This window comes from Streptomyces anatolicus (assembly GCF_019400875.1).
Lineage (GTDB): Bacteria > Actinomycetota > Actinomycetes > Streptomycetales > Streptomycetaceae > Streptomyces > Streptomyces anatolicus.
In genome coordinates this window covers 1-20,732 of sequence record NZ_WMBF01000074.1, presented here as the reverse complement: position 1 = coordinate 20,732, position 20,732 = coordinate 1, and the positions used below count along the sequence as shown (strand labels likewise).

The 20,732-nt window shown below is 69.7% G+C and carries 22 protein-coding genes and 1 tRNA gene; 5 read left to right on the top strand and 18 right to left on the bottom strand.

Annotated elements, in window-relative coordinates; genetic code table 11:
* The 3 genes from GKQ77_RS10195 to GKQ77_RS10185 form a co-directional block, all read right to left on the bottom strand.
* Positions 1–606 (bottom strand): SCO1664 family protein (locus tag GKQ77_RS10195; protein ID WP_219688392.1); only part of this gene is annotated, 606 nt, incomplete at its 3' end.
* Positions 570–1,160 (bottom strand): DUF3090 domain-containing protein, encoded by a 591-nt coding sequence (locus GKQ77_RS10190; RefSeq protein WP_125511741.1) that lies wholly within the window; start codon positions 1,158–1,160, stop codon positions 570–572. The genes GKQ77_RS10190 and GKQ77_RS10195, both read right to left, overlap by 37 nt.
* A gap of 88 nt (positions 1,161–1,248) precedes the next feature.
* The gene (locus tag GKQ77_RS10185) at positions 1,249–1,935 is read right to left on the bottom strand and encodes a histidine phosphatase family protein (protein WP_219688391.1); all 687 of its coding nucleotides are present in this window, start codon (positions 1,933–1,935) and stop codon (positions 1,249–1,251) included.
* 61 nt (positions 1,936–1,996) lie between these two features.
* Here GKQ77_RS10185 and corA point away from each other — a divergent pair, with 61 nt between their 5' ends.
* Positions 1,997–2,995: a magnesium/cobalt transporter CorA gene (gene corA, locus GKQ77_RS10180; protein WP_219688395.1), complete on the top strand. Its 999-nt coding sequence runs from the start codon at positions 1,997–1,999 to the stop codon at positions 2,993–2,995.
* An 18-nt stretch (positions 2,996–3,013) separates the two neighbouring features.
* Here corA and GKQ77_RS10175 read toward each other — a convergent pair whose 3' ends face one another.
* A complete protein-coding gene (locus GKQ77_RS10175) occupies positions 3,014–3,802 on the bottom strand; it encodes a ferritin-like domain-containing protein (protein WP_219688390.1) in 789 nt (262 codons plus the stop codon).
* Positions 3,803–4,039: 237 nt separating this feature from the next.
* Positions 4,040–5,095 carry an LLM class F420-dependent oxidoreductase gene (locus tag GKQ77_RS10170; RefSeq protein WP_219688389.1) on the bottom strand — a complete coding sequence of 352 codons (1,056 nt, stop codon included), beginning with the start codon at positions 5,093–5,095 and terminating at the stop codon, positions 4,040–4,042.
* Positions 5,096–5,274: 179 nt separating this feature from the next.
* Between GKQ77_RS10170 and GKQ77_RS10165 the strand changes: the two genes are divergently transcribed.
* Together GKQ77_RS10165 and GKQ77_RS10160 are read left to right on the top strand one after the other, a co-directional pair.
* Positions 5,275–6,255: an aldo/keto reductase gene (locus tag GKQ77_RS10165; RefSeq protein WP_219688388.1), complete on the top strand. Its 981-nt coding sequence runs from the start codon at positions 5,275–5,277 to the stop codon at positions 6,253–6,255.
* Positions 6,252–8,519: a helix-hairpin-helix domain-containing protein gene (locus GKQ77_RS10160; RefSeq protein WP_308117612.1), complete on the top strand. Its 2,268-nt coding sequence runs from the start codon at positions 6,252–6,254 to the stop codon at positions 8,517–8,519. The genes GKQ77_RS10165 and GKQ77_RS10160 overlap by 4 nt, the downstream gene beginning before the upstream one ends.
* 545 nt (positions 8,520–9,064) lie before the next feature.
* Here GKQ77_RS10160 and GKQ77_RS10155 read toward each other — a convergent pair.
* On the bottom strand, positions 9,065–9,823 hold the full coding sequence (locus GKQ77_RS10155; protein ID WP_219688387.1) for a hypothetical protein: 759 nt from the start codon (positions 9,821–9,823) through the stop codon (positions 9,065–9,067).
* Between the two features lie 47 nt (positions 9,824–9,870).
* Here GKQ77_RS10155 and GKQ77_RS10150 point away from each other — a divergent pair, with 47 nt between their 5' ends.
* Entirely contained in the window at positions 9,871–10,059 is a 189-nt protein-coding gene (locus tag GKQ77_RS10150; RefSeq protein ID WP_030778823.1) for a DUF5703 family protein, read from the top strand.
* Positions 10,060–10,159: 100 nt separating this feature from the next.
* On the opposite strand, the gene GKQ77_RS33855 is transcribed toward GKQ77_RS10150, so the two are convergent.
* The 3 genes from GKQ77_RS33855 to GKQ77_RS10135 form a co-directional block, all read right to left on the bottom strand.
* On the bottom strand, positions 10,160–10,924 hold the full coding sequence (locus tag GKQ77_RS33855) for a chaplin (protein ID WP_219688386.1): 765 nt from the start codon (positions 10,922–10,924) through the stop codon (positions 10,160–10,162).
* Positions 10,925–11,060: 136 nt separating this feature from the next.
* Positions 11,061–11,294 carry a chaplin ChpH gene (chpH, locus tag GKQ77_RS10140; RefSeq protein WP_219688385.1) on the bottom strand — a complete coding sequence of 78 codons (234 nt, stop codon included), beginning with the start codon at positions 11,292–11,294 and terminating at the stop codon, positions 11,061–11,063.
* 194 nt (positions 11,295–11,488) lie between these two features.
* Positions 11,489–12,832 carry a M20/M25/M40 family metallo-hydrolase gene (locus tag GKQ77_RS10135; RefSeq protein WP_219688384.1) on the bottom strand — a complete coding sequence of 448 codons (1,344 nt, stop codon included), beginning with the start codon at positions 12,830–12,832 and terminating at the stop codon, positions 11,489–11,491.
* A 171-nt stretch (positions 12,833–13,003) separates the two neighbouring features.
* On the opposite strand from GKQ77_RS10135, the gene GKQ77_RS10130 reads away from it, so the two are divergent.
* Positions 13,004–13,088, top strand: a tRNA-Leu gene (locus GKQ77_RS10130).
* A gap of 443 nt (positions 13,089–13,531) precedes the next feature.
* On the opposite strand, the gene GKQ77_RS34220 is transcribed toward GKQ77_RS10130, so the two are convergent.
* From GKQ77_RS34220 to kdpA, 9 genes are all read right to left on the bottom strand, one after another.
* Positions 13,532–13,753: a DUF7848 domain-containing protein gene (locus tag GKQ77_RS34220; RefSeq protein WP_443728914.1), complete on the bottom strand. Its 222-nt coding sequence runs from the start codon at positions 13,751–13,753 to the stop codon at positions 13,532–13,534.
* Between the two features lie 18 nt (positions 13,754–13,771).
* Positions 13,772–14,242 carry a hypothetical protein gene (locus tag GKQ77_RS10125; protein WP_219688383.1) on the bottom strand — a complete coding sequence of 157 codons (471 nt, stop codon included), beginning with the start codon at positions 14,240–14,242 and terminating at the stop codon, positions 13,772–13,774.
* Positions 14,243–14,332: 90 nt separating this feature from the next.
* A complete protein-coding gene (locus GKQ77_RS10120; RefSeq protein WP_219688382.1) occupies positions 14,333–14,563 on the bottom strand; it encodes a DUF397 domain-containing protein in 231 nt (76 codons plus the stop codon).
* A 419-nt stretch (positions 14,564–14,982) separates the two neighbouring features.
* Positions 14,983–15,816 (bottom strand): helix-turn-helix domain-containing protein, encoded by an 834-nt coding sequence (locus GKQ77_RS10115; RefSeq protein WP_219688381.1) that lies wholly within the window; start codon positions 15,814–15,816, stop codon positions 14,983–14,985.
* Positions 15,806–16,327 (bottom strand): DUF6879 family protein, encoded by a 522-nt coding sequence (locus tag GKQ77_RS10110; protein ID WP_219688380.1) that lies wholly within the window; start codon positions 16,325–16,327, stop codon positions 15,806–15,808. Before GKQ77_RS10110 ends, GKQ77_RS10115 begins: the two co-directional genes overlap by 11 nt.
* Positions 16,311–16,505: a hypothetical protein gene (locus tag GKQ77_RS33255; RefSeq protein ID WP_258021102.1), complete on the bottom strand. Its 195-nt coding sequence runs from the start codon at positions 16,503–16,505 to the stop codon at positions 16,311–16,313. Before GKQ77_RS33255 ends, GKQ77_RS10110 begins: the two co-directional genes overlap by 17 nt.
* Before the next feature lie 436 nt (positions 16,506–16,941).
* Entirely contained in the window at positions 16,942–17,619 is a 678-nt protein-coding gene (locus GKQ77_RS10105) for a potassium-transporting ATPase subunit C (RefSeq protein WP_219688379.1), read from the bottom strand.
* 7 nt (positions 17,620–17,626) lie between these two features.
* Complete coding sequence (kdpB, locus tag GKQ77_RS10100; protein WP_219688393.1) at positions 17,627–19,768, bottom strand: potassium-transporting ATPase subunit KdpB; 2,142 nt, start codon at positions 19,766–19,768, stop codon at positions 17,627–17,629.
* A 23-nt stretch (positions 19,769–19,791) separates the two neighbouring features.
* Positions 19,792–20,732 (bottom strand): potassium-transporting ATPase subunit KdpA (gene kdpA / locus GKQ77_RS10095; protein ID WP_219688378.1); only part of this gene is annotated, 941 nt, incomplete at its 5' end.

Sequence of the window (20,732 nt, the reverse complement as noted above, 5' to 3'; positions counted from 1 at the left end):
CCCCCACAGCAGCGTGCGCAGCTTGTCCTCGGCGTGGAAGGTGACGCCGTGGTCGATGCCGTAGAGGCGTCCGCCGGCGGCCAGCAGGTGGCCGCCCTTGCGGTCGCCGTTGTTGATCACCGCGTCGAGCACGGCGAGCCGCCGCAGCCGGGCGTCGTCCGCGTGGACGAGCAGCGCGGTGCGCTCCTCGTCGACCTGGGCCCGGCCGACCGCCTTCCAGCCGTCGTCGGGCTCGTCGGCGTCGACCAGGGCGAGCAGCGCCTCGTCCCCGGAGGGCTCGATCCACAGCTGGCACATGCCCTGGCCGTAGGGGCCGTCGCGCAGCACGGTGGGCGGTACGAGGTCCCAGCCCGTGGCCCGCGACACCTCGTACGCGGCGACCTCGCGCTGGGCGAGCGTGCCGTCGGGGAAGTCCCACAGGGGCCGCTCCCCGGCGACCGGTTTGTAGACGCAGGCGGCTTCCTCGCCCTCGTACGCGATGGTGCAATAGAGCACCGCGTTCGAGGCCTCACGGATCTGCCCGCGCACGGTCAGCTCCCCGTGGGTGAGGAGTGCGACGGGGTCGGCGGTCACGCTCCCCGCCGGTATCCGTTCTGGCGCGGGCATACGTGTCCTTCCGGGTCGAGCGGGAGGCTGCACAGCGGGCACGGCGGGCGGCCCGCGTTCACGACGTCGAGGGCGCGCTTGGCGAAGGCGCGGGCCTGGGCCCCGGTGAGCCGCACGCGCAACATCGGCGGGCCGTTCTCCTCGTCCTGGAGGAGCTTCTCCTCGGCCTCGGCGAGGTCGTCGTCGGAGTCGGCGTCCAGCTCGACGAGGGCCTGCGCCTCGACGATCATCCGCTCCTCCTCGCCGTCCCAGGCGAGGGCCATCGTGCCGACGCGGAACTCCTCCTCCACCGGGGAGTCGAGCGGCGCGCTGTCGGTGATCTCGGCGGGCGCCACGGCCGGTACGGCGGCGTTGCCCCCGCTGCGGCGCACGACCTCGTCGAGCAGTTCCTCCATGCGTTCGGCGAGGGCGGCCACCTGGGTCTTCTCCAGGGCGACGCTGGTCACCCGGACGCCGGCCGAGGCCTGGAGGAAGAACGTACGCCGTCCTGGCAGCCCGACCGTTCCCGCGACGAAACGCTCCGGGGGGTCGTAGAGGAACACCTGACGGGACACGTCCTGTCTCCATGGGATCGACTGCAAAGGGGGGTGCTTCAACTACCTGGGCCTGCTTCAGCCCGCTTCACCCTACTGCGGGCGACGATCACGGTGCGCCCGCACCGCCCCCCACGGTGGCGTCGCCGCCCGGCGGCTCCTCCCGGGGGGCGAGCGAGGCGAAGTCGCCGGTGTCCCCGAGGCGTACGAGGAAGGGGCGCAGCCGGGTGTAGCGGATGGCGGTGACGGAGCAGGGCTCCACGGAGATGCGCTGGAAGAGGTCTAGGTGGAGCCCGAGGGCCTCCGCGACGAGGGACTTGATGATGTCGCCGTGCGAGCACATCAGGTAGACGGCGTCCTCGCCGTGCTCGCGCTCCACGCGCGCGTTCCACTCGCGCACCGCTTCGGCGGCCCGTGTCTGCATGGCCCGCATGGACTCGCCGCCGGGGAACGCGGCGGCGGACGGATGCTGCTGTACGACCTGCATGAGCGGGTCGTCGGCCAGCTCGGCGAGCTTGCGGTTCGACCAGTCGCCGTAGTCGCACTCCCCGATGCGGTCCTCGGTGTGCGCGTGGAGCCCGGGGCGGGCGGCGAGCAGCGGCGCGACGGTCTCGCGGCAGCGCTGGAGAGGGCTGGTGACGACCTCGGCGAGGGGCACGTCGGCCAGCCGGGCGGGCAGCGCGGCGGCCTGCGCGGCGCCACGCTCGTCGAGGGCCACGCCGGGGGTCCACCCGGCGAGCAGGCCCGCGGTATTGGCGGTGGAGCGTCCGTGCCGGACGAGGAGCAGCGTGGGCATGCGGTCCAGCGTAAGCGCCGAGGGAGTGATACCTCTGGGGTGACCGGGAAGAATGCGCGATGTGATTGTCGACTGTGCCATTTACCGCGAGGGGCGCCGCAGCGAGGGCCCTCTCGACTTCTCCGATGCCCTCGACGAGGCGCGGACCTCCGACGAGGCGTTCGTCTGGATCGGGCTGCATGAGCCGACGGCGGCGGAGTTCGACAAGGTCAGCGAGGAGTTCGGTCTGCATCCGCTGGCCGTGGAGGACGCCCTCAAGGCTCATCAGCGGCCCAAGCTGGAGGTCTACGACGACTCGCTCTTCGTGGTCCTCAAGCCGGTCGTGTACGAGCCGGACAGCGACGCCGTCTCCTCCGGCGAGGTCATGATCTTCATGGGCGACTCGTTCGTGGTGACCGTCCGCCACGGCGAGGGCGCCCCGCTCGGCGTCGTGCGCCACCGCCTGGAGGCCGATCCGGACGTGCTCAAGCACGGTCCGACGGCGGTCCTGTACTCGATCGCCGACGCCTCCGTGGACCACTATCTGGAGGTCGCCGACGAGTTGCAGGCCGACCTGGAGGTCCTGGAGACGGAGGTCTTCTCCCCGGACGGCGGCGGCTCGCGTCACACGGCGTCCCGGATCTACAACTTCAAGCGGCAGATCCTCGAATTCCGCCGTGCCACCGGCCCCCTCTCGCTGCCGCTGGCACGCCTCTCCGGAGCGGGCCCCTTCGGGCCGGCCGTGCCCTTCGTGGACGAGACGGCGCAGCCCTTCTTCCGGGACGTCAACGACCACCTGACGCGCGTCAACGAATCGGTGGAGGGCCTGGACCGCCTGGTCTCGGACATCCTCTCCGCGCATCTGGCGCAGATGAGCGTGCGGCAGAACGACGACATGCGGAAGATCTCGGCCTGGGCGGCGATGGCGGCGGTCCCCACGATGATCGCGGGGGTCTACGGCATGAACTTCGACCACATGCCGGAGCTGCACTGGACGTGGACCTACCCGGCCGTGATCATCCTGATGGCCGTCCTGGAAGTGGCCCTGTACCGCATGTTCAAGCACCGGGGCTGGATGTAGCCCACGCCCGGACGGGTCCTAGGCGAATTCGGGCGCCGGGGCCGCGGGGCCGCCCAGGGCGTCGCGCCGCTCGGGCAGTCGCAGGGAGACCAAGCGCCGCCAGCCGCCCATGCGTTCGTACGCGTACACCGTGTGGATGCCCGCGGCGAGCACCCTGCGCTTGGCGTGGGGCCAGGCCAGGATGTGTCCCATGCGCTCCATCACGGCGAGGCTCACGTCGCGGTAGATACGGATCTCGGCGAGCGCGCACTCGCGCAGGGTGCGCTGGATGGTGTGGCCGTGCCCGGCTGCGGCGAAGCGCAGCAACTCCTCGTGGCAGTACGCCAGGTGGTTGTCCTCGTCGTGCGAGATCATCCGCACCGCGCGGCCGATGTCCGGGTGGTCGGCGAAGTGCTTGAGCAGCAACCGCATCTGTTCGGCGGCGCGCTGCTCGGTGACCCTGCTGTGCGCGAGATACGTGACGATGTCCCGCACGGTCAGCGGCAGGTCGGACTTGAGCTGTTCGTGGGCGAGGCCGATGCCGTGCTTCTCCAGGAGCATCGTGTAGTCGGTCTCGTGCGGCACCTCGACGGGCCGCAGGCCGCGCTTCTTCATGAGCGCGTGGAAGATCCGGCCGTGCTTGTCCTCGTCCGCGCCGTGCCGGGCGATCTTGGGTACGAGGGCGTGCTCGTCGTCCGGGACGAGGACGGCGATGCGGCCGTTCTCCCAGCCGCCCTGGGCCTCACCGCTGGCGGCGATGGAGCAGAAGAGCCGGAACGACTCGTCGTGGGCGAGGATCTCCTCGAAGACACCTCTGGCCGACAGCATCACTGGTACCTCCATGCACCGGTACGTCCCTGTACGCAAACCTTCGCGAAGAACGAGTCAAGTGCGAGGTTCATCCCGGAGCAACAGATGTACCGGCCGCCTCCGCCGAACGAACGACGGCGGCTGCGGCCATCAGGCCGTAACCGAGGGGCCGCGTAAGGCGTTGTGTCCCGTGACGGCCGTGGCGGGGAAGACCCCCCGAGCCCCCACCACGGCCGCGGAAATCTCCCTCTCGCGTTACGCCAGACCGGCACGCTCCAGCGCCTCGGTGCCGGCCCGCAGCGCGGCGATCCGCTCCTCCAGCGTGAAGCCCGCCGGCGACAGCGTGAGCGTGGTGACACCGGCCGCCGCGTAGGCCTGCATCCGGTCGGCGATCCGCTCCACGGAACCGAGCAGCGCCGTCGAGTCGATCAGCTGCCGCGGGATGGCGGCGGCCGCGCCGTCCTTGTCGCCCGCCAGGTACTTTTCCTGGATCTCGGCGGCCTCCTTCTCGTACCCCATGCGCCGCGCGAGCTGGTTGTAGAAGTTCTGCTTGGGGCTGCCCATGCCGCCCACGTACAGCGCGGTGTAGGGCCGGAACATGTCCGCGAGGGTGTCGATCCGGCTGTCCTCGCCGAGTGCGATCGGCAGCGTCGGGACGACGTCGAAGCCGTCCATGGTCTTGCCGGCCTTCTCGCGCCCGGCGCGCAGGTGGCGCAGCGCGGTCTCCTCCAGGTGCTCGGCGGCCGGGAAGATCAGCAGGGCGCCGTCGGCGATCTCGCCGGTCTGCTCCAGGTTCTTGGGGCCGATCGCGGCGATGTAGAGCGGGATGTGCTCGCGCTGGGGGTGGACGGTCAGCTTGAGGGGCTTGCCGGGGCCGCCGGGCAGCGGCAGCGTCCAGTGCTCGCCCTCGTGGGTGAGGCGCTCGCGGGCCATCGCCTTGCGGACGATGTCGACGTACTCGCGCGTGCGGGCCAGCGGCTTGTCGAACTTCACGCCGTACCAGCCCTCCGAGACCTGCGGGCCCGAGACGCCGAGGCCCAGGCGGAACCGGCCGCCGGAGAGCGAGTCGAGGGTGGCGGCCGTCATCGCGGTCATCGCGGGCTGCCGCGCCGGGATCTGGAAGATCGCGGATCCGATGTCGATGCGTTCGGTCTGCGCGGCCACCCAGGAGAGCACCGTCGCGGCGTCCGAGCCGTACGCCTCCGCCGCCCAGCAGACCGCGTAGCCGAGCTTGTCGGCCTCCCTGGCGACCGCGAGGTTGTCCGCGTCCATCCCGGCGCCCCAGTAACCGAGGTTGATCCCGAGCTGCATGGCCGATCCCCTAACCGCTGTACTCATGAGTAACGTCCCTGTGCGGGGACTGTAGCGCGCACCTGCCCGATCCGTCAGGGGCCGCTCGGTTCCCCTCACGAGTGGCCGGGTTCTCCACAGTCGCCGGTTTGTCCACAGGCTCACCCGCCGCCGGGGCCCGGCCAGTAATCTCAGCGCCCATGGAGCAGAGGCATCTCGGCCGGACCGGCCTGCGTGTGTCCCGGATCGGACTCGGCACCCTCACCTGGGGCCACACGGAGGAGAGCGACGCCGCCGATCTGTTGAAGGTGTTCTGGGAGGCGGGCGGCACCCTCGTCGACACCGCTGATGTGTACGGCGACGGGGAGAGCGAGTATCTGCTCGGCCGCCTGGTCGAGCGGCTCGTGCCCCGGCGCGATCTGATCATCGCCACCAAGGCGGGCAGCGTGCCCGACCCCGTGCGGCGCTTCGACGGCTCGCGGGGCCATCTGCTCTCCGCCCTCGACGCCTCCCTCGCCCGTCTCGGCACGGAGTATGTGGACCTGTGGCAGGTGCACGCCTTCGATCCGGCCACGCCCCTGGACGAGACCTTGCAGGCCCTCGACATCGCGGTCAGCAGCGGCCGCGCCCGCTATGCCGGGGTCTCCAACTTCTGCGGCTGGCAGCTCGCCAAGGCCGCGACCTGGCAGCTGGCCATGCCGGGCACGCGCACCCGCATCGCCAGTACGCAGATGGAGTACTCCCTGCTCCAGCGCGGCATCGAGCGCGAGGTCCTGCCCGCCGCCGTCGACCTGGGCATCGGTCTGCTGCCCTCCTCCCCGCTGGGCCGGGGAGTGCTCACCGGCAAGTACCGCCACGGCACACCCGCCGACTCGCGCGGCGGCTCCGACCACATGGCGCCCTTCGTCGCGCCCTACCTCGACGACGCGGCGGGGCAGATCGTCGAGGCCCTCGCGACGGCCGCCGACGGGCTGGCGGCGACCCCGCTCCAGGTCGCCCTCGCGTGGGTGCGGGACCGCCCGGGAGTGACGGCGCCGATCGTCGGCGCGCGCAACGCGCAGCAGCTCACGGCCGCGTTGTCAGTGGAGACCCTTAGTCTTCCTGACGAGATCTGCCAGGCGCTCGACGATGTGTCGGCGCCCGTGCACCGCTATCCCGATCACGACTGGAGCACGCTGTGAGTACGGAACCCGCCGCCGCGAAGGAGTCCGAGGCCGAGGTCGAGACCGACGCCGAGGTTGAGGCCGAGCGGGACTCCGAGGGCGAACCGGAGGTCGAGACCGCCGCCGTGGAGGCCACCGGGACCGCTGAGGCTGCCGAGACCGCTGGGGCTGCGGAGACCGTCGAGGATGCTGCCGAGGGTTCGGTCGAGAGCCCCGCCGACGGCAAGGCCGAGCTGTCCGAGGCCGAGGCGGAGATCGCCGCGCAGCGGGAGTTGCGGGAGCGCATCGAGCAGCGCAAGGCCTCGAAGGAGGGGCCGATCGAGGCGGGGGCGAAGCTCAGCGGCACGGCTGCCGATCTGCTGGCCGCCGTCCGCGCCGTGGAGAGCGGCGAGAAGCCCGTCGCCAGCGCCTTCCGGGAGCCGGAGCCCGCGCGCCGCAGGCCCGCGCCGACGCCCGCTCAGGAGCCCGTGCGCCCGCGGCGGCCGGCGGTGGCGGAGCCCGCGCGGGAGGCCGTCGAAGCGGTCGCCGCCGTGCTCGCCGAGGGCGGCGCCCCCGCCGCGCTCGCCGCGCCGACGGTGACCGCGCTCGGCGAGGGCGCCGATGAACGGTTGCGTGCGGACCCTTGGCAGTTGCTGCGGGTCGCCGGGGTCCGGCCGGAGCAGGCCGACGGGTTCGCCAGGGCGCTGCTCGGCTCCGCGTGCGGGCCCGACGACGAGCGCAGGGGCAGGGCGATCACCGTCTGGCTCCTTGAGCAGGCGGCCCTCGCGGGGCATACGGCGCTGGACGTGCCGGCGCTGACCGCCGCGCTGGGGCAGCGCGCGGTGCCGGATCCGGACGGCGCGATCCAGGGCGCCCTGGCCGAGGGCGACGCCCTGGTCTTCCAGGACGCCCTCGAAGGAGCCGAGGTGCCGGTCCAGCGCTCGGACGACGCGGGCGCGCGGGACGGGGAGGCTGGCGAGGAGGGCGCTGAGGGCGAGCAGGAGCGTCCGGTACGCGTCCTGATCGGCCTTGAGCGGTATGCGATGGCGGAGGAGAGCCTCGCCGACGGACTCGCCCGGGTCATCAACTCGCTGCCCAAGGAAGGCGGTCCGGGTCCCGAGGCCGCCGAGTGGGAGGCCGCGGCGGCGCAGGCGTCCGGCTCCGCCGCCGAGCTGATCCGCGCCGCCGCCGGGCACGGCCTCGTGCTGCACTCCGGCGGCGAGGCGGCGCGTGCCGAGCCCGCCGCGCTGGTGACGGCGGCCTCGGCGCTCGGTCTGCGGGTGTGCGCCGCTGCCCACAGCGCCGACGGACGCCGCCGCCTGGCAGGGGCGACCGGTCTGGACGAGGCGGCCGTGACGGTGGCGGGGCTGCTCTCCGGGGAGCAGGGGCCGGGGCGTGACGCCGACGGCGCCCTCGCGCTCGACCTCCTGGTGGTCCTGGATGCCCCGCAGCTGGACGTGGAGAGCGCCGCGATGCTGGTGGAGTCCCTGCCGGACGGCGCCCGCCTGGTCCTCAGCGGCGACCCGGGGGTGCTGTGGTCGGCGGGCCCCGGGCGGGTCTTCGCCGACCTCGTGGCCGCCCGCTGCTGCCCGCAGATCGTCTCCCGCACCCCGGACCCGGGTCCCCTCGGGGAGTTGACGTCCGGCATCGGCATCGGCGAGCTGCAGCAGGTCGAGGCGCCCGGCAAGGAGGTCGTGCTCGTCCCGGTGCGCGACGCCCCCGAGGCGATCCACCGCACCGTGCAGCTCGTCGCCGACTCGGTGCCTCGGGCGATCGGGGTGCCCGCGGAGCAGACGCAGGTCATCACGCCCGGACATGGCGGTGCGGCGGGCACCCGCGCGCTCAACGCCGCGCTGAAGGAACGGCTGAATCCGGGCCCCGGCCGGTTCGGCGGCTTCGACCCCGGCGACCGGGTCGCCCACGTCCCGGCGCCGGGCCGCACGACGCTCGGCCGTGTGGTGCGGGCCGACGCGGAGGGGCTGCACCTGGAGTGTGACGGCGCCCCCGTCCTCGTACGCAAGGAGCGGGTGGAGCAGGAGGTGCGGCACGCCTGGGCGCTCACGGCACACCAGGCGACGGGCCTGCGCTGGCCCGCGGTGGTCGTGGTGCTCCCCGGCGACGCGGCACAGTCGCTGACCAGGCCGTGGGTCTACACGGCGTTCACCCGGGGCGAGCGGCACCTGTCGGTAGTGCAGGGCGTAGAGCAGGCCCTGCCACGGGCGGTGGCGGAGCGCCCATGGAAGGCCCGCACGACCCGCCTGCGCACGCTGCTGAGCCCCCAGGTCCCGTCGGCAACGCCCTGAGCGGGACCGGTCCCCTCGGCCAGGCGGCCTGCGCGGGGCCAGCCCCCTCGGCCAGGCAGCCTGTGCGGGGCCGGCGCCCTGGCCGGACGGCCTGCGCGGGGCCCACGACCTCGGCCGGCCAGCCTGAGCGGGACCCGCGCCCTGGCCAGACGACCTGAGCGGCACCCGCGCCCTGGTCGGACGGCCTGCGCAGAGCCCACCCTCCTCAGCCGGACGGCCTGAGCGGAGCCGGCTGCCTCGGCCAGACGCCTGCGGGCCCGCCCCCGGCCGGACGTCTAAGCGGAGCCCGCGCCCTGGCCGGAACGGCCTGCACGGAGCCCGCCCTTCTCAGCTCCACGACGTGAGCGGAGCCGACCGCCTCGGCCGGACGGTCTGCGCGGGCCCCCGGCCGGACGGCCTGCGCCGGGCCCGTGCCCTGCCGAGACGACCTGAGCGGAGCCCAGCCCTGGTCGGACCGCCTACGCGGAGCCCGCCCCCACCGGCACAAGCAGGCGCGCCGCCCCCGGTGAGGGGCGGCGCGGCTGAGGGAGTGGGCGTGGTCGTCGTCAGCGGTCGGCGCGTCGGAGGTCCGGTTCCGTGCCGCCGGTTCCGTCCGGCTCCTCGGTGTCGTCGATCTCGTCGATCTCGTCGAGGGGCACCGGCACGTCCGGGTCGATGTCGGGGTCCGCGTCGAGACCGTCGAGGCCTTCGTCGTCCAGTTCGTCGTCGAAGACCGCGCTGACGTCGAAGCGGCACACCACGCGGTGCGGGTCGGCCTGGTCGAAGGGGGCGTCGAGCCACTCCCCCGGCTCGGCGGGGGTGTCCGCCGCGGTGACCCAGAGCGTGGAGTCTCCTTCCTCCAGGCCGAACTCCTTGTGCCGTGAGGCGATTTCGTCCGGTTCGAACTCACCGAAGAGGAGACCGAGCGCGCCGTGCACCGTATCGGCCGGACCGGCGCCACCCTGCCCGCCCGTGTCGATGTCGGCGACCCGCTGGGCCTGGGCGAGGAGCCGCTGCGGCTCCGCCACGGCGTAGTCGCGGCGGATCAGCACGCTCAGGGCGTTGGCCTCGTCCGGGCCCTGGTACGGCGGCAGCGCGTCCTCGGAGCCGGGGATCTCAAAGGGGGTGACCTCGTCGTAGCGGTCGTAGAGGAGTTCGTCGTACTCCTCGGCGGCCGCGGCGAGTTCGTTGAACGCCTCGTACACGGCCGGATCGTCCTCGCCCGACCTGCGTTCGACCGCGGCCAGGTGGCGGTCGAGCGCGGTCTTGACCGCCTCGGCGGCGGCACGTACCTCGGCAGCGGTGGGCTGCGCAGCATCAGACATAGTGCAGACGCTATCCGTACCGGGCCCGTGTCCGCACAATAGATGCGATGCCGGAATACGAATTTGTCGACGTGTACGTACCGCGCGGGGTCACCCGCAAGGAAGCCACACGCCTGCTGACGGACCACGCTGAGTACGGACACTGGGAGTTGGACCGCCTGAGTCTGCACCCCGACGGCAGCCGCAGAGTGCGGCTGAGGCGGCGGATCATCCGCCAGGTGCGGGCCACCTGGTGAGCCCGGGCAGGCCCGCGGCTGACGAAAGAGAGACAGACAGAGCGGAGCGGGCCCCGGGACCGGGGCCCGCTCCGTTCCGCCGCTGTCGCACACGGGGGGCTCAGGCGGACGCCCGCGCCCTCCGGTAGAGCACGGCGCCCGCAAGCAGGACGCCCGCACCGGCCGGCAGCGCGATGCCGATGGGCAGCGAGCTACCGGTCTCCGCGAGCTGCGGGGTCCCCTTGGGCTGGCTGACGGTCTGCGTGCCCGGGTGGTTCGGCTTCGCGTGATCGCCCGGCTCGTGGGGCTTACCAGGCTTGCCCGGCTTACCCGGCTTACCGGGGTTATCCGGCTTACCGGGGTGTTCCGGCTTGCCCGGCTGCTCCGGCTTCCCCGGGTGCTCCGGGTCCGTCGGGGGCTTCTCGTGGCCCGGCGGAGTCGTCTTGCCGGATTCGTTGGCGCAGTTGTTGCCGGTGGCCGGGTTGGCGAGGCCGACGACGGTGACGCTGTTGCCACAGACGTTGACCGGGACGTCCACCGGGAGCTGGACATTGTTTCCGGAGCCCACGCCGGGAGAGCCACTGGTGTGGCCCTGGGCCTTGGCCCCCCCGCCGGGCTTGTGCGGACCGCCGCCGCCCTTGCCGGACGAGTTGACGCAGTTGTTGCCCGCCGCGGGGTTGAGGAGCCCGACGACGTTCACGGTGTTGCCGCACACGTTGACGGGGATGTCGACGGGCGCCTGGACGGAGTTGCCCGACAGAACGCCGGGCGAGTTCGCACTGCCCCCTTGGGCGGTCGAGTCCGCGTGTGCGTAGCCGCCGGACGCGGCGAGTACGCCGGTCGCGGCCGCCACGGTGATCAGGCCTTTGCGCGTGACCTGTCGCATAGCTGTTCCCTGCCTTTTACCTTCCGAAGTACGTACGGACGTGCTCGCCCGGACGTGGAATGCCCGTCGGCCCCGGAGCGCATGGCGTGCGCTCCGGGGCCGACGGACTCAGCCCCTCAAGGGGTGAGGCACAACGTCACTTGTTGATGCAGGTGTTGCCGAAGGCGGGGTTCAGCAGCCCGATCACGTTGACCGTGTTGCCGCAGGCGTTCACCGGAACGTGCACGGGCACCTGGATAACGTTGCCCGACGCGACACCGGGAGAGTTCACGGCGGCACCCTGGGCACCGGCGTCGGCGGTGGCGATGCCCGCACCAGCGAGCACCAGACCACCAGTGGCAGCCGCAGCAGCGACGACCTTCTTGATCATTATTCCTCCTAGTTGGCAATGCAGTCCCAGCCGCGGACTGCACCACCTGTAACGAGGAGGCGGGTGGAGGGCTACGAGCCGGGGGCTCCTTTCACTCTTCTCAGGCACATACGTACGCGCTGACGATTATTGGAGAGTCGTTTTTTTCGGCTCGCGAAGCGGGCGGTTTCCGGTCCGAGAGCGGCTGATTGCCGTCAGGAAGCGTCGATGAAACGGTCGAGGACGCGGACTCCGAACTTGAGACCGTCCACCGGCACCCGCTCGTCGACGCCGTGGAACATGCCCGCGAAGTCCAGCTCCGGCGGCAGCTTCAGCGGCGCGAAGCCGAAGCCGCGGATGCCGAGGTCGTCGAAGGACTTGGCGTCCGTGCCGGCGGAGAGCATGTACGGCACGGCGCGCGCGATCGGGTCCTCGGCGCGCAGGGCGGTCTGCATGGCGTCGACGAGCGCGCCGTCGAAGGTGGTCTCCAGGGCCTTGTCGGCGTGCACGTCCTCGCGCCTGACGTTCGGGCCGAGGATGCGGTCCAGGTCGGCGAGGAACTCCTCCTCGTAACCCGGCAGGTAGCGGCCGTCGACGTGCGCGGTGGCCTGGCCGGGGATCACGTTCACCTTGTACCCGGCGCCGAGCTGCGTGGGGTTGGCGGTGTTCTGGAGGGAGGCGCCGATGAGCTTGGCGATGCCGCCGAGCTTGGCGAGCGTCTCGTCCATGTTCTCCGGGTCCAGCTCGGTGCCGAGGGCGTCGCCCAGCTCGTCGAGGAAGTGCCGGAGCGTCTTGGTGACCCGCACGGGGAACTTGTGCCGCCCGAGGCGTCCGACGGCCTCGCTCAGCTCGGTGATCGCGTTGTCCCTGTGGATCATCGATCCGTGGCCGGCGGTGCCGTCCACGGTCAGCTTCATCCAGTGCATGCCCTTCTGGGCCGTCTCGACGAGGTAGAGCCGCAGGTTCTCGTTGACGGTGAAGGAGAAGCCGCCGACCTCGCTGATCGCCTCCGTGCACCCCTCGAAGAGGTCGGGGTGGTTGTCGACGAGGTAGCGCGCGCCGTACGTGCCGCCCGCCTCCTCGTCGGCGAGGAAGGCGAGGACGATGTCGCGCGGGGGCTTGCGGCCGCTGCGCATCCGCTCCCGGACGACCGCGAGGGTCATCGCGTCCATGTCCTTCATGTCGACGGCGCCCCGGCCCCAGACGCACCCGTCCGCGATCTCCCCGGAGAACGGGTGGTGCGTCCAGTCCATGGCGTTGGCCGGTACGACGTCGGTGTGGCCGTGGATGAGCAGCGCCGGCCTCGACGGGTCCTCGCCCTCGATCCGCGCCACGGTGGAGGCCCTGCCGGGATGGGACTCGAAGATCTTCGGCTCCAGACCGACCTCGGCGAGCTTCTCGGCGACGTACTCGGCCGCCTTGCGCTCTCCCGGGCCCGAGTGGTCGCCGTAGTTGCTCGTATCGATCTGGATCAGTTCGCGGCAGAGGTCGACGACCTCGTCCTCACCGGTGACGGCCTTGCCCGTGCTGGACCCGCTCACGCTGGGCTCCTCCCGCATTCGCTGCTGGTGGTCCCCCTCATCCTCCCTCTCCCCGGCTCCGCGCCCAAGGCCGGGCGGGTGTCGTCATCCGCAGTTCACAGGCGTGCCGGGGGGTGATCGAGTGCCCCGGGAAGCCTGGTAATGTTCTCTGTGTCGCCGCGGGGAACACCCCGCGAGGACAGACACCTGGTCCGGGTGGCGGAATGGCAGACGCGCTAGCTTGAGGTGCTAGTGCCCTTTAACGGGCGTGGGGGTTCAAGTCCCCCCTCGGACACCGGCAAGACCCCAGTTCACCTGGGGTTTTTTGCTTTTCTGGGGTACGGCGTGACCGACCACGTGACCAACAGCCCAGAGATTCCCCAGGTCAGACCAGGGTTGCAGGGCCGATTCGAGAGGCGCTGGACGCAGCCAGCTTCTTGGCTCCCTCGGCGCGACGCCTGCCTTAGCGGCTCATGGTGTAGCCAGGCGAGTGGTGCCGGGCGTTAGCGGAGACCTCTACGGGGTTCTCGGCCGGCTGACTCGAAGCGTGATGAGAACCGCGCAACGGTTGTGCAGATGGACGCTTACCGCCCGACTCCCAGGCAGGCCCCGGAGCCCACGCCCGAACCCAAGCGCCTGGAACCGCTCGACGCCAACCCGTTCCGAGCACTCCTCTAATCAACCAACAAAGCGAGCCCCGGCCAGAAATGGGCCGGGGCTCGCTTTGTTGCTTCGGGCCTACTCCGCTCGTTCGACCAGGGCGACCGATGTGCACAGGCGTCGGAACCGGGCGTGTCCCGTTCGGCCGGTGTGGCTCATGCACTCCACATCGACGGTGGCGCCGTCCGACGCAGGCTTAGCCTCCCAGGCGCACGTCAGGCACTTCGCCTCGAACGTCAACGCTGTGTCCGGCTGCTGAGTGATCCGGTGCTTCGTATACCGCAGGATGGAACGGGGCATCGTGGTGCGCTCCCCTCATCAGATGCGGACGGCCGGGCAGGCAAGGTCCGGTGCGGCACGGTTCGGGGAGCACGTCACCAGAGCTACGGACAGAAATGCGGGCCTCTCCAGGTAGAAGCCGTGGGACACATCTCCACCCCAACCCAGCCGTTCCGCAGCGGAGTGGACCAGCAGCGCCAGCCGCGTACTGTCGCGATCCGTCTCGCAGGCGAACCGGGGCGCGCACTCCGCCAGTCGTTGCCCGAGCCATTCCGCCGCTTCCTTCGGCTCCTCCCAGGTGCCGCGCACCAACGTCGCGGGCTTGATCAGCCAATGGGCCGTTTCCAGCGGTGGCAGGTCCACGGTGGGGAACTCCGCCTTCACTTCCTTGTACCTTGCGAACAGCTCCGGCTTATCGGCCGGAGGAGGGTCAGGGTGTGGGGGCCGTCTCAGTGCCTCGTCATCGAACCGTTGCTTGGAGCCGGTCCACAGGTAGCCGTGGTGGTGCAACTGTCGTCCCGTTCAGAGCAGGAAGAGGAGGGGCGCCCGACCGGCCCTGCCTCTCGGGGGTGAGTCAGGGCCGGGGGCACAGAGTGGCCGTCAGGCGGACAGGCCGAAGCGGGCCGGGGCGATACCGGCCGCGTTCAGTTCCTCGGTGGTGAAGCGCAACGGCTCCGCACCGGGCCGCTTGCTGTCGCCCAGCGCCCACGCGTCGGGGCCGATCTTCGCCAGCGTGGCGCAGGACTCGCCGTCGGGGTGCGTGTTGCCCCCGCACGCCTTGAGGAACGTGGCGCCGTCGATGGGCAGGCTGTACAGGTCGGTTTCGGGCATGGGTCTGCCTTCCTGTGAGATCAATGCTGGGGAGGGACAGACTCAGAGCTGGTACTGATCCGACTTCGACACGTACACAACGCCAGGGGCAAGGGCCGTCGCGGACTCCCGAAAGAGCTCGTGCAGCACCGACCTGGAGTTGTCCCGCATCGCATTGGTCAGGTTGTCGGCCAGTAAGGCCGCCTCAGACGGGAGCGGAATCATTTCCGTGTCTGCCACATGCCGACCGTTATTCGTCAGCCACACAGGAATGCGAATGTTCCCATCAATCATCCCGGTATGCCGAACGGCTTGGGATGGGGTCCATCCGCCAACCCTGCGGTGACTTCTTCCTCTGGCTCTTCGGTTCGGTCGGCATGAGTACATCCTCGGACCACCGGCCAGGGACCTCTAGCCTTATTTGCGTTGTCGGGTAAAGATCACGATCGGAAGCCGCTAGCCCATTCGGACAGTCGTTCCCTGGCCTCATCACCGAAGACTGCGTACCCCTCGTAAACACTGAACTCATTGAGGTATGCCGACACGTCCCGATGATCCCGAAACACCATTGCTCCGGTCGAAGTCTCCACGGTGGCTATCCGAGAGTCATAGACGGTGAACGTATTCAGTGGCGCATTCGGCATGTGGCCACCCAGGGGAATGACACCTAGACGTACATTCGGCAGGCGACTGACAGAAACGAGTCGGTCTACCTGCATCGCCATTGCCGACGAAGGAAGGTACGGCCATCTAACTGCCTGCTCAGTCAGAATGAACGTGAACCGTTTCGACGTGTCGTGTAGGACAGCCTGTCGCTCCAGCTTCTTGCCGATGGCTTTGCTGTGGTCACCGGGGACGGCGGCGAGACTCGCCCTCACGTATTCGGGCGTCGCCAGTAGGCCCGTCACCATGGACAGGAGGAAGTACCGGAACTCGGTAGACGACTGCTCGAAGCCTGCTAGCTCGTTCTGCTTCTTCTCTAGGCCCGTACGGCGTTGCGACCACACGTCTTGCCACTCTGTGTTGGCCGTGCGGGCAAGGGCCGACACCTGTGCCACCATGTCGGCCGGAGCGTCCAGGGCTCGGAGAACTAGCTCCACGTCGACAAGGGACGGGGTCAGCTTCCCGCCCTCAATGTTGCTGATCTTTGTCTGAGACATATTCGTACGCTTAGCGAGCCAGACCTGAGTGCGTCCGGCTCGCTTGCGTAGTGTCTTCAGAGTCTCCGCTAGGTCAGCCTTCGACTGGCCTAGCTCCTGCGGCTCAAACGTCAAGGCCCTTCACGTACTCCTCAAAGGGCACCGACTCGGCCAATGCGATTCGCTGGTATTCCAAGTAAGGGCTAACGCTGCCCTCGTACACTTCCCGGTTGATCTGAGTTCCGTCCGCCTCATAGTTCATGAGGACGACCTCTTGCCGGTCGAACATCCAGAAGTCCTGGACGCCCGCCAAGGGATTTGGCCGGTCGGTGACATCCATAATCCGGATGTCCTCACCGGCCCACACATGCGGCCGGTAGTACATGAACTCGTAGCGAAGGTAGTCCGAGAGTGGACGGGTCACGATATGCACGCGCCCCTTACTCTTACCCTCGCGTCGCACACGCTGCAGATCCTCGGTGTACTCATTCGAGTGCATGTGAGGATCGATGCGTTCCCCGGCTTGAAAAGCCCTGATCTCCTCGGCCTCCTGTGGGACGTTGTACGCAGGCAGCGTTTCGAGCCGCCATGCCTCGCTCTGAAAGTCGCGGAACTTGGCCGCCCAAGCGTCACCACCCAAGAGCACGGAAAGCCTCCCTAAGGACGTGCTCGGGAATCTCCACCAGGCCCTCACCGTCAGACGGCGTGAAGGCGTCGGACACGTCGCCCTGGACGATAATGGAGCCGCGCTTCGTCCGGTACAGGTTGGGGCAATCGTTCTGGTTGCACTCCGGGTCGTCGACGTCGCCCGTTAAGCGGGCCATGATGGTCCACCCTCCCGCGCAAGGCGTGTCCTTGCTGCTGAGAGGACGCTAGGACGCGGTCGGGCGGGACGTCCATGCGGGAACGCCAATATTTGCGTTGTCGGGTAGACGATCTTGGGTGGATGAGCGAAGGAAGCCCGCCCTGCCCTGGTTGATCACGTGACCAACGCATGACCAACAGCGGTCCGAAACGGCCCGAAACAGGGGGAATGCATGACCAACGGTGCTGGTCAAGCCTGTGGCGTGTCGGGTGCGTTCTCCCAGGTCAGCTAAGTAAAGTGCTGGTGCCCGAGTGGAGAGTTCAAGTTCCCCCTCGGACACCAGCAAGACCCCAGTTGATCTGGGGTCTTTTGCTTTTCTGGGGGGGGCGGGGCGACCGCTCGGCTTCCTCGACCGGCAAAGGCTCCGGTTCAACCGAACCGGAGCCTTTGGCGGGTCAGGAGTCGTGGCTCCGTTCGGTCAGGTCCTTCAGGGCGATGTTCAGGCGCAGGACGTTCACCCTTGGCTCCCCCATGAAGCCCAGGGTGCGGCCCTCTGTGTTCTCGTCGACCAGCTTCTGGACTCGCGCCGCGCTCACGTGATTCTTCTCCGCCACTCGGTGGACCTGGAGGTCCGCGTAGGCCGGGGAGATGTGGGGGTCCAGGCCCGAGGCGGAGGAGGTGACCGCGTCGGCGGGGATGGAGGAGGGGGTGACCTTGTGGGTCGCGGTGGAGTTGTCCTTGATGATCGCCGCCTTGGCGGCCCGTACCTGCTTGATCAGCTCCTTGCTGTCACCCGACAGGTTCGTCGCGCCGGACAGGAGCAGCTTGTACTGGGTGTTGACGCTGTTCTCGCCCAGGCCGTTGGAGGGGCGCGGCTGGAACCACCTCAGGTCGGGGGCGGGGGTCTCCTGGCCCTTTCGCAGGGGGAGGTCGTAGCGCTGGGCGATGAGTTCGGAGCCCACGACCTTGCCGTCCGACGTGATCTCGGAGCCGTTCGCCTTGTCGTGGAAGAGGGTCTGGGCCACTCCGGTGACCGCGAGCGGGTAGAGGACGCCGCAGATGACGGTGAGGACCAGCAGGGCGCGCAGGCCCGCGCCGAGCAGGCGGGCGGTGTTTCCTACGGAGTTGTTCATGGTCGCGTCAGCCGATTCCGGGGATGAGGGAGAGGAGTACGTCGATGACCTTGATGCCGATGAACGGGGCGACGAGTCCGCCGAGGCCGTAGACGCCGAGGTTGCGCCGGAGCATCCGGTCGGCGCTCATCGGGCGGTACCGCACGCCCTTCAGGGCCAGCGGCACGAGGGCGACGATGATCAGGGCGTTGAAGATGACCGCGGAGAGGATCGCGGATTCGGGGGAGGTCAGGCCCATGATGTTGAGCTTGTCCAGCGACGGGTACGCCACCGCGAACATCGCCGGGATGATCGCGAAGTACTTCGCCACGTCGTTGGCGATCGAGAACGTCGTCAACGCGCCCCGGGTGATGAGCAGTTGCTTGCCGATCTCGACGATCTCGATGAGCTTGGTCGGGTTCGAGTCGAGGTCGACCATGTTGCCGGCCTCCTTGGCGGCCGACGTACCCGTGTTCATCGCCACGCCCACGTCCGCCTGGGCGAGCGCGGGCGCGTCGTTGGTGCCGTCGCCCGTCATCGCCACCAGCTTGCCGCCGGCCTGCTCCCGCTTGATCAGCGCCATCTTGTCCTCGGGCGTGGCCTCGGCGAGGAAGTCGTCCACGCCCGCCTCGTCCGCGATCGCCTTGGCGGTCAGCGGGTTGTCGCCGGTGATCATGACCGTCTTGATGCCCATGCGGCGCAGTTCGTCGAAGCGCTCGCGCATGCCCTCCTTGACCACGTCCTTGAGGTGGATCACCCCTAGGACCCGGGCGCCCTCAGCGTCCTCCAGAGCCACAAGCAGCGGCGTGCCACCAGCCTGGGAAATGGCGTCGGTGAGTTGCTGGGCATCCTTCGCGACCTCTCCCCCGCGCTCCTTGACCCAGGCGATGACCGAACCGGTCGCGCCCTTGCGGACCTTGCGGCCCTCCACGTCCACGCCCGACATGCGGGTCTGAGCCGTGAACGCCACCCACTCGGCGCCGGTCAGCTCGCCCTGATGGCGCTCGCGCAGGCCGTACTTCTCCTTGGCGAGTACGACGATGGAGCGGCCCTCGGGTGTCTCGTCGGCCAGCGAGGAGAGCTGGGCGGCGTCGGCGACCTCGGCCTCGGTGGTGCCGCGTACCGGGACGAACTCGGCGGCCTGGCGGTTGCCGAGCGTGATGGTGCCGGTCTTGTCCAGGAGCAGGGTGGAGACGTCCCCGGCGGCCTCGACGGCCCGGCCCGACATGGCGAGGACGTTGCGCTGGACCAGGCGGTCCATGCCCGCGATGCCGATCGCGGAGAGCAGCGCGCCGATGGTGGTCGGGATGAGGCAGACGAGCAGTGCCGCCAGGACGATCAGCGAGGTCTGGTCGTCGGCCCCGGCGTAGATCGCGAAGGGCTTCAGGGTCACCACCGCGAGCAGGAAGACGATGGTGAGGGAGGCCAGGAGGATGTTCAGGGCGATCTCGTTGGGCGTCTTCTGGCGGGCCGCGCCCTCGACGAGGTTGATCATGCGGTCGATGAACGTCTCGCCGGGCTTCGTCGTGATCTTGATGACGATGCGGTCGGAGAGGACCTTCGTACCGCCCGTGACGGCCGAGCGGTCGCCGCCGGACTCGCGGATGACGGGGGCCGACTCGCCGGTGATGGCGGACTCGTCGACGGAGGCGACGCCCTCGACGACGTCACCGTCGCCGGGGATGATGTCGCCCGCCTCGCAGACCACCAGGTCGCCGATGCGCAGCTCGGTGCCGGGGACGCTCTCCTCGGTGCCGCCGGTCAGGCGGCGTGCGACGGTGTCGGTCTTGGCCTTGCGCAGGGTGTCGGCCTGCGCCTTGCCGCGGCCCTCGGCGACGGCCTCCGCGAGGTTGGCGAAGAGTGTGGTCAGCCAGAGCCAGACGGTGATCGCCCAGCCGAACCAGTCCCCCGGGTCCTTCACGGCGAGCGCGGTGGTGACCACCGAGCCGATCAGGACCACGAACATGACCGGCGACTTGACCATGGTCCGCGGATGCAGCTTGCGGAAGGCGTCGGGCAGGGACTTCAGCAGCTGGGCGGGGTCGAAGAGGCCCGCGCCGACCTTGCCCTCGTCGCCGTGCCGGTGGCCGCCGGGCAGGTCCTGGTGGGGTGCGCGGGTCGCGGTGGCGGTCCCGCCCGCGTCCGGTCGGTCCGCGTCCGGTCGGTCCATCTCTTGCCTCTTGGTGTGTGTGCTCATGACGCCAGCCCCTCGGCGAGCGGTCCCAGCGCGAGTGCGGGGAAATAGGTCAGACCGGTGATGATCATGATGGTGCCGACCAGCAACCCGGTGAAGAGCGGCTTCTCGGTGCGCAGGGTGCCCGCGGTCTTCGGGACCGGTGTCTGCTCGGCCAGCGAACCGGCGAGCGCGAGGACGAACACCATCGGCAGGAAGCGGCCGAGGAGCATGGCGAGCCCGATCGTGGTGTTGAACCAGTTGGTGTCCGCGCTCAGGCCGCCGAAGGCCGAGCCGTTGTTGTTGGCCCCGGACGTGTAGGCGTACAGGATCTCGGAGAAGCCGTGCGCCCCGGAGTTGAGCATCGAGTCCTTGGGTGTGGACAGCGCCATCGACACGGCGGTGAAGCCGAGTACGAGCGCCGGGGTGACGAGGATGTAGCAGGCCGCCAGCTTGATCTCGCGGGTGCCGATCTTCTTGCCCAGGTACTCCGGTGTACGGCCGACCATCAGGCCCGCGATGAACACCGCGATGATCGCCATCACGAGCATGCCGTAGAGGCCGGAGCCCACTCCGCCGGGTGCTATCTCGCCGAGCTGCATGCCGAGCATCTCGATGCCGCCGCCGAAGCCGGTGTAGGAGGAATGGAAGGAGTTGACGGCGCCGGTGGAGGTGAGGGTGGTGGCCACCGCGAAGATCGACGAGCCGCCGATCCCGAACCGGGTCTCCTTGCCCTCCATCGCCCCGCCGGCCAGGTCGAACGCCGGGCCCCCGTGGTGGAACTCGGTCCACATCATCAGCGCGGTGAAGCCGAGCCAGATCGTCGCCATCGTGGCGAGGATCGCGTAGCCCTGCCGGATCGAGCCGGCCATCCTGCCGAAGGTGCGGGTCAGCGCGAAGGGGATGACGAGGATCAGGAAGATCTCGAAGAGGTTCGAGAAAGGGGTGGGGTTCTCGAAGG

What these genes read in the sequence shown, in the direction of transcription:
- GKQ77_RS34220 (WP_443728914.1), bottom strand. Translation starts at nt 13,753, where the DNA reads ATGCCCCGTTCCATCCTGCGGTATACGAAGCACCGGATCACTCAGCAG.
- GKQ77_RS10120 (WP_219688382.1), bottom strand. Translation starts at nt 14,563, where the DNA reads ATGCCCGAAACCGACCTGTACAGCCTGCCCATCGACGGCGCCACGTTC.
- chpH (WP_219688385.1), bottom strand. Translation starts at nt 11,294, where the DNA reads ATGATCAAGAAGGTCGTCGCTGCTGCGGCTGCCACTGGTGGTCTGGTG.
- GKQ77_RS10135 (WP_219688384.1), bottom strand. Translation starts at nt 12,832, where the DNA reads ATGCGGGAGGAGCCCAGCGTGAGCGGGTCCAGCACGGGCAAGGCCGTC.
- GKQ77_RS10150 (WP_030778823.1), top strand. Translation starts at nt 9,871, where the DNA reads ATGCCGGAATACGAATTTGTCGACGTGTACGTACCGCGCGGGGTCACC.
- GKQ77_RS10155 (WP_219688387.1), bottom strand. Translation starts at nt 9,823, where the DNA reads ATGTCTGATGCTGCGCAGCCCACCGCTGCCGAGGTACGTGCCGCCGCC.
- GKQ77_RS33255 (WP_258021102.1), bottom strand. Translation starts at nt 16,505, where the DNA reads ATGGCCCGCTTAACGGGCGACGTCGACGACCCGGAGTGCAACCAGAAC.
- GKQ77_RS33855 (WP_219688386.1), bottom strand. Translation starts at nt 10,924, where the DNA reads ATGCGACAGGTCACGCGCAAAGGCCTGATCACCGTGGCGGCCGCGACC.
- GKQ77_RS10185 (WP_219688391.1), bottom strand. Translation starts at nt 1,935, where the DNA reads ATGCCCACGCTGCTCCTCGTCCGGCACGGACGCTCCACCGCCAATACC.
- GKQ77_RS10105 (WP_219688379.1), bottom strand. Translation starts at nt 17,619, where the DNA reads ATGAACAACTCCGTAGGAAACACCGCCCGCCTGCTCGGCGCGGGCCTG.
- kdpB (WP_219688393.1), bottom strand. Translation starts at nt 19,768, where the DNA reads ATGGACCGACCGGACGCGGACCGACCGGACGCGGGCGGGACCGCCACC.
- GKQ77_RS10165 (WP_219688388.1), top strand. Translation starts at nt 5,275, where the DNA reads ATGGAGCAGAGGCATCTCGGCCGGACCGGCCTGCGTGTGTCCCGGATC.
- GKQ77_RS10170 (WP_219688389.1), bottom strand. Translation starts at nt 5,095, where the DNA reads ATGCAGCTCGGGATCAACCTCGGTTACTGGGGCGCCGGGATGGACGCG.
- GKQ77_RS10175 (WP_219688390.1), bottom strand. Translation starts at nt 3,802, where the DNA reads ATGCTGTCGGCCAGAGGTGTCTTCGAGGAGATCCTCGCCCACGACGAG.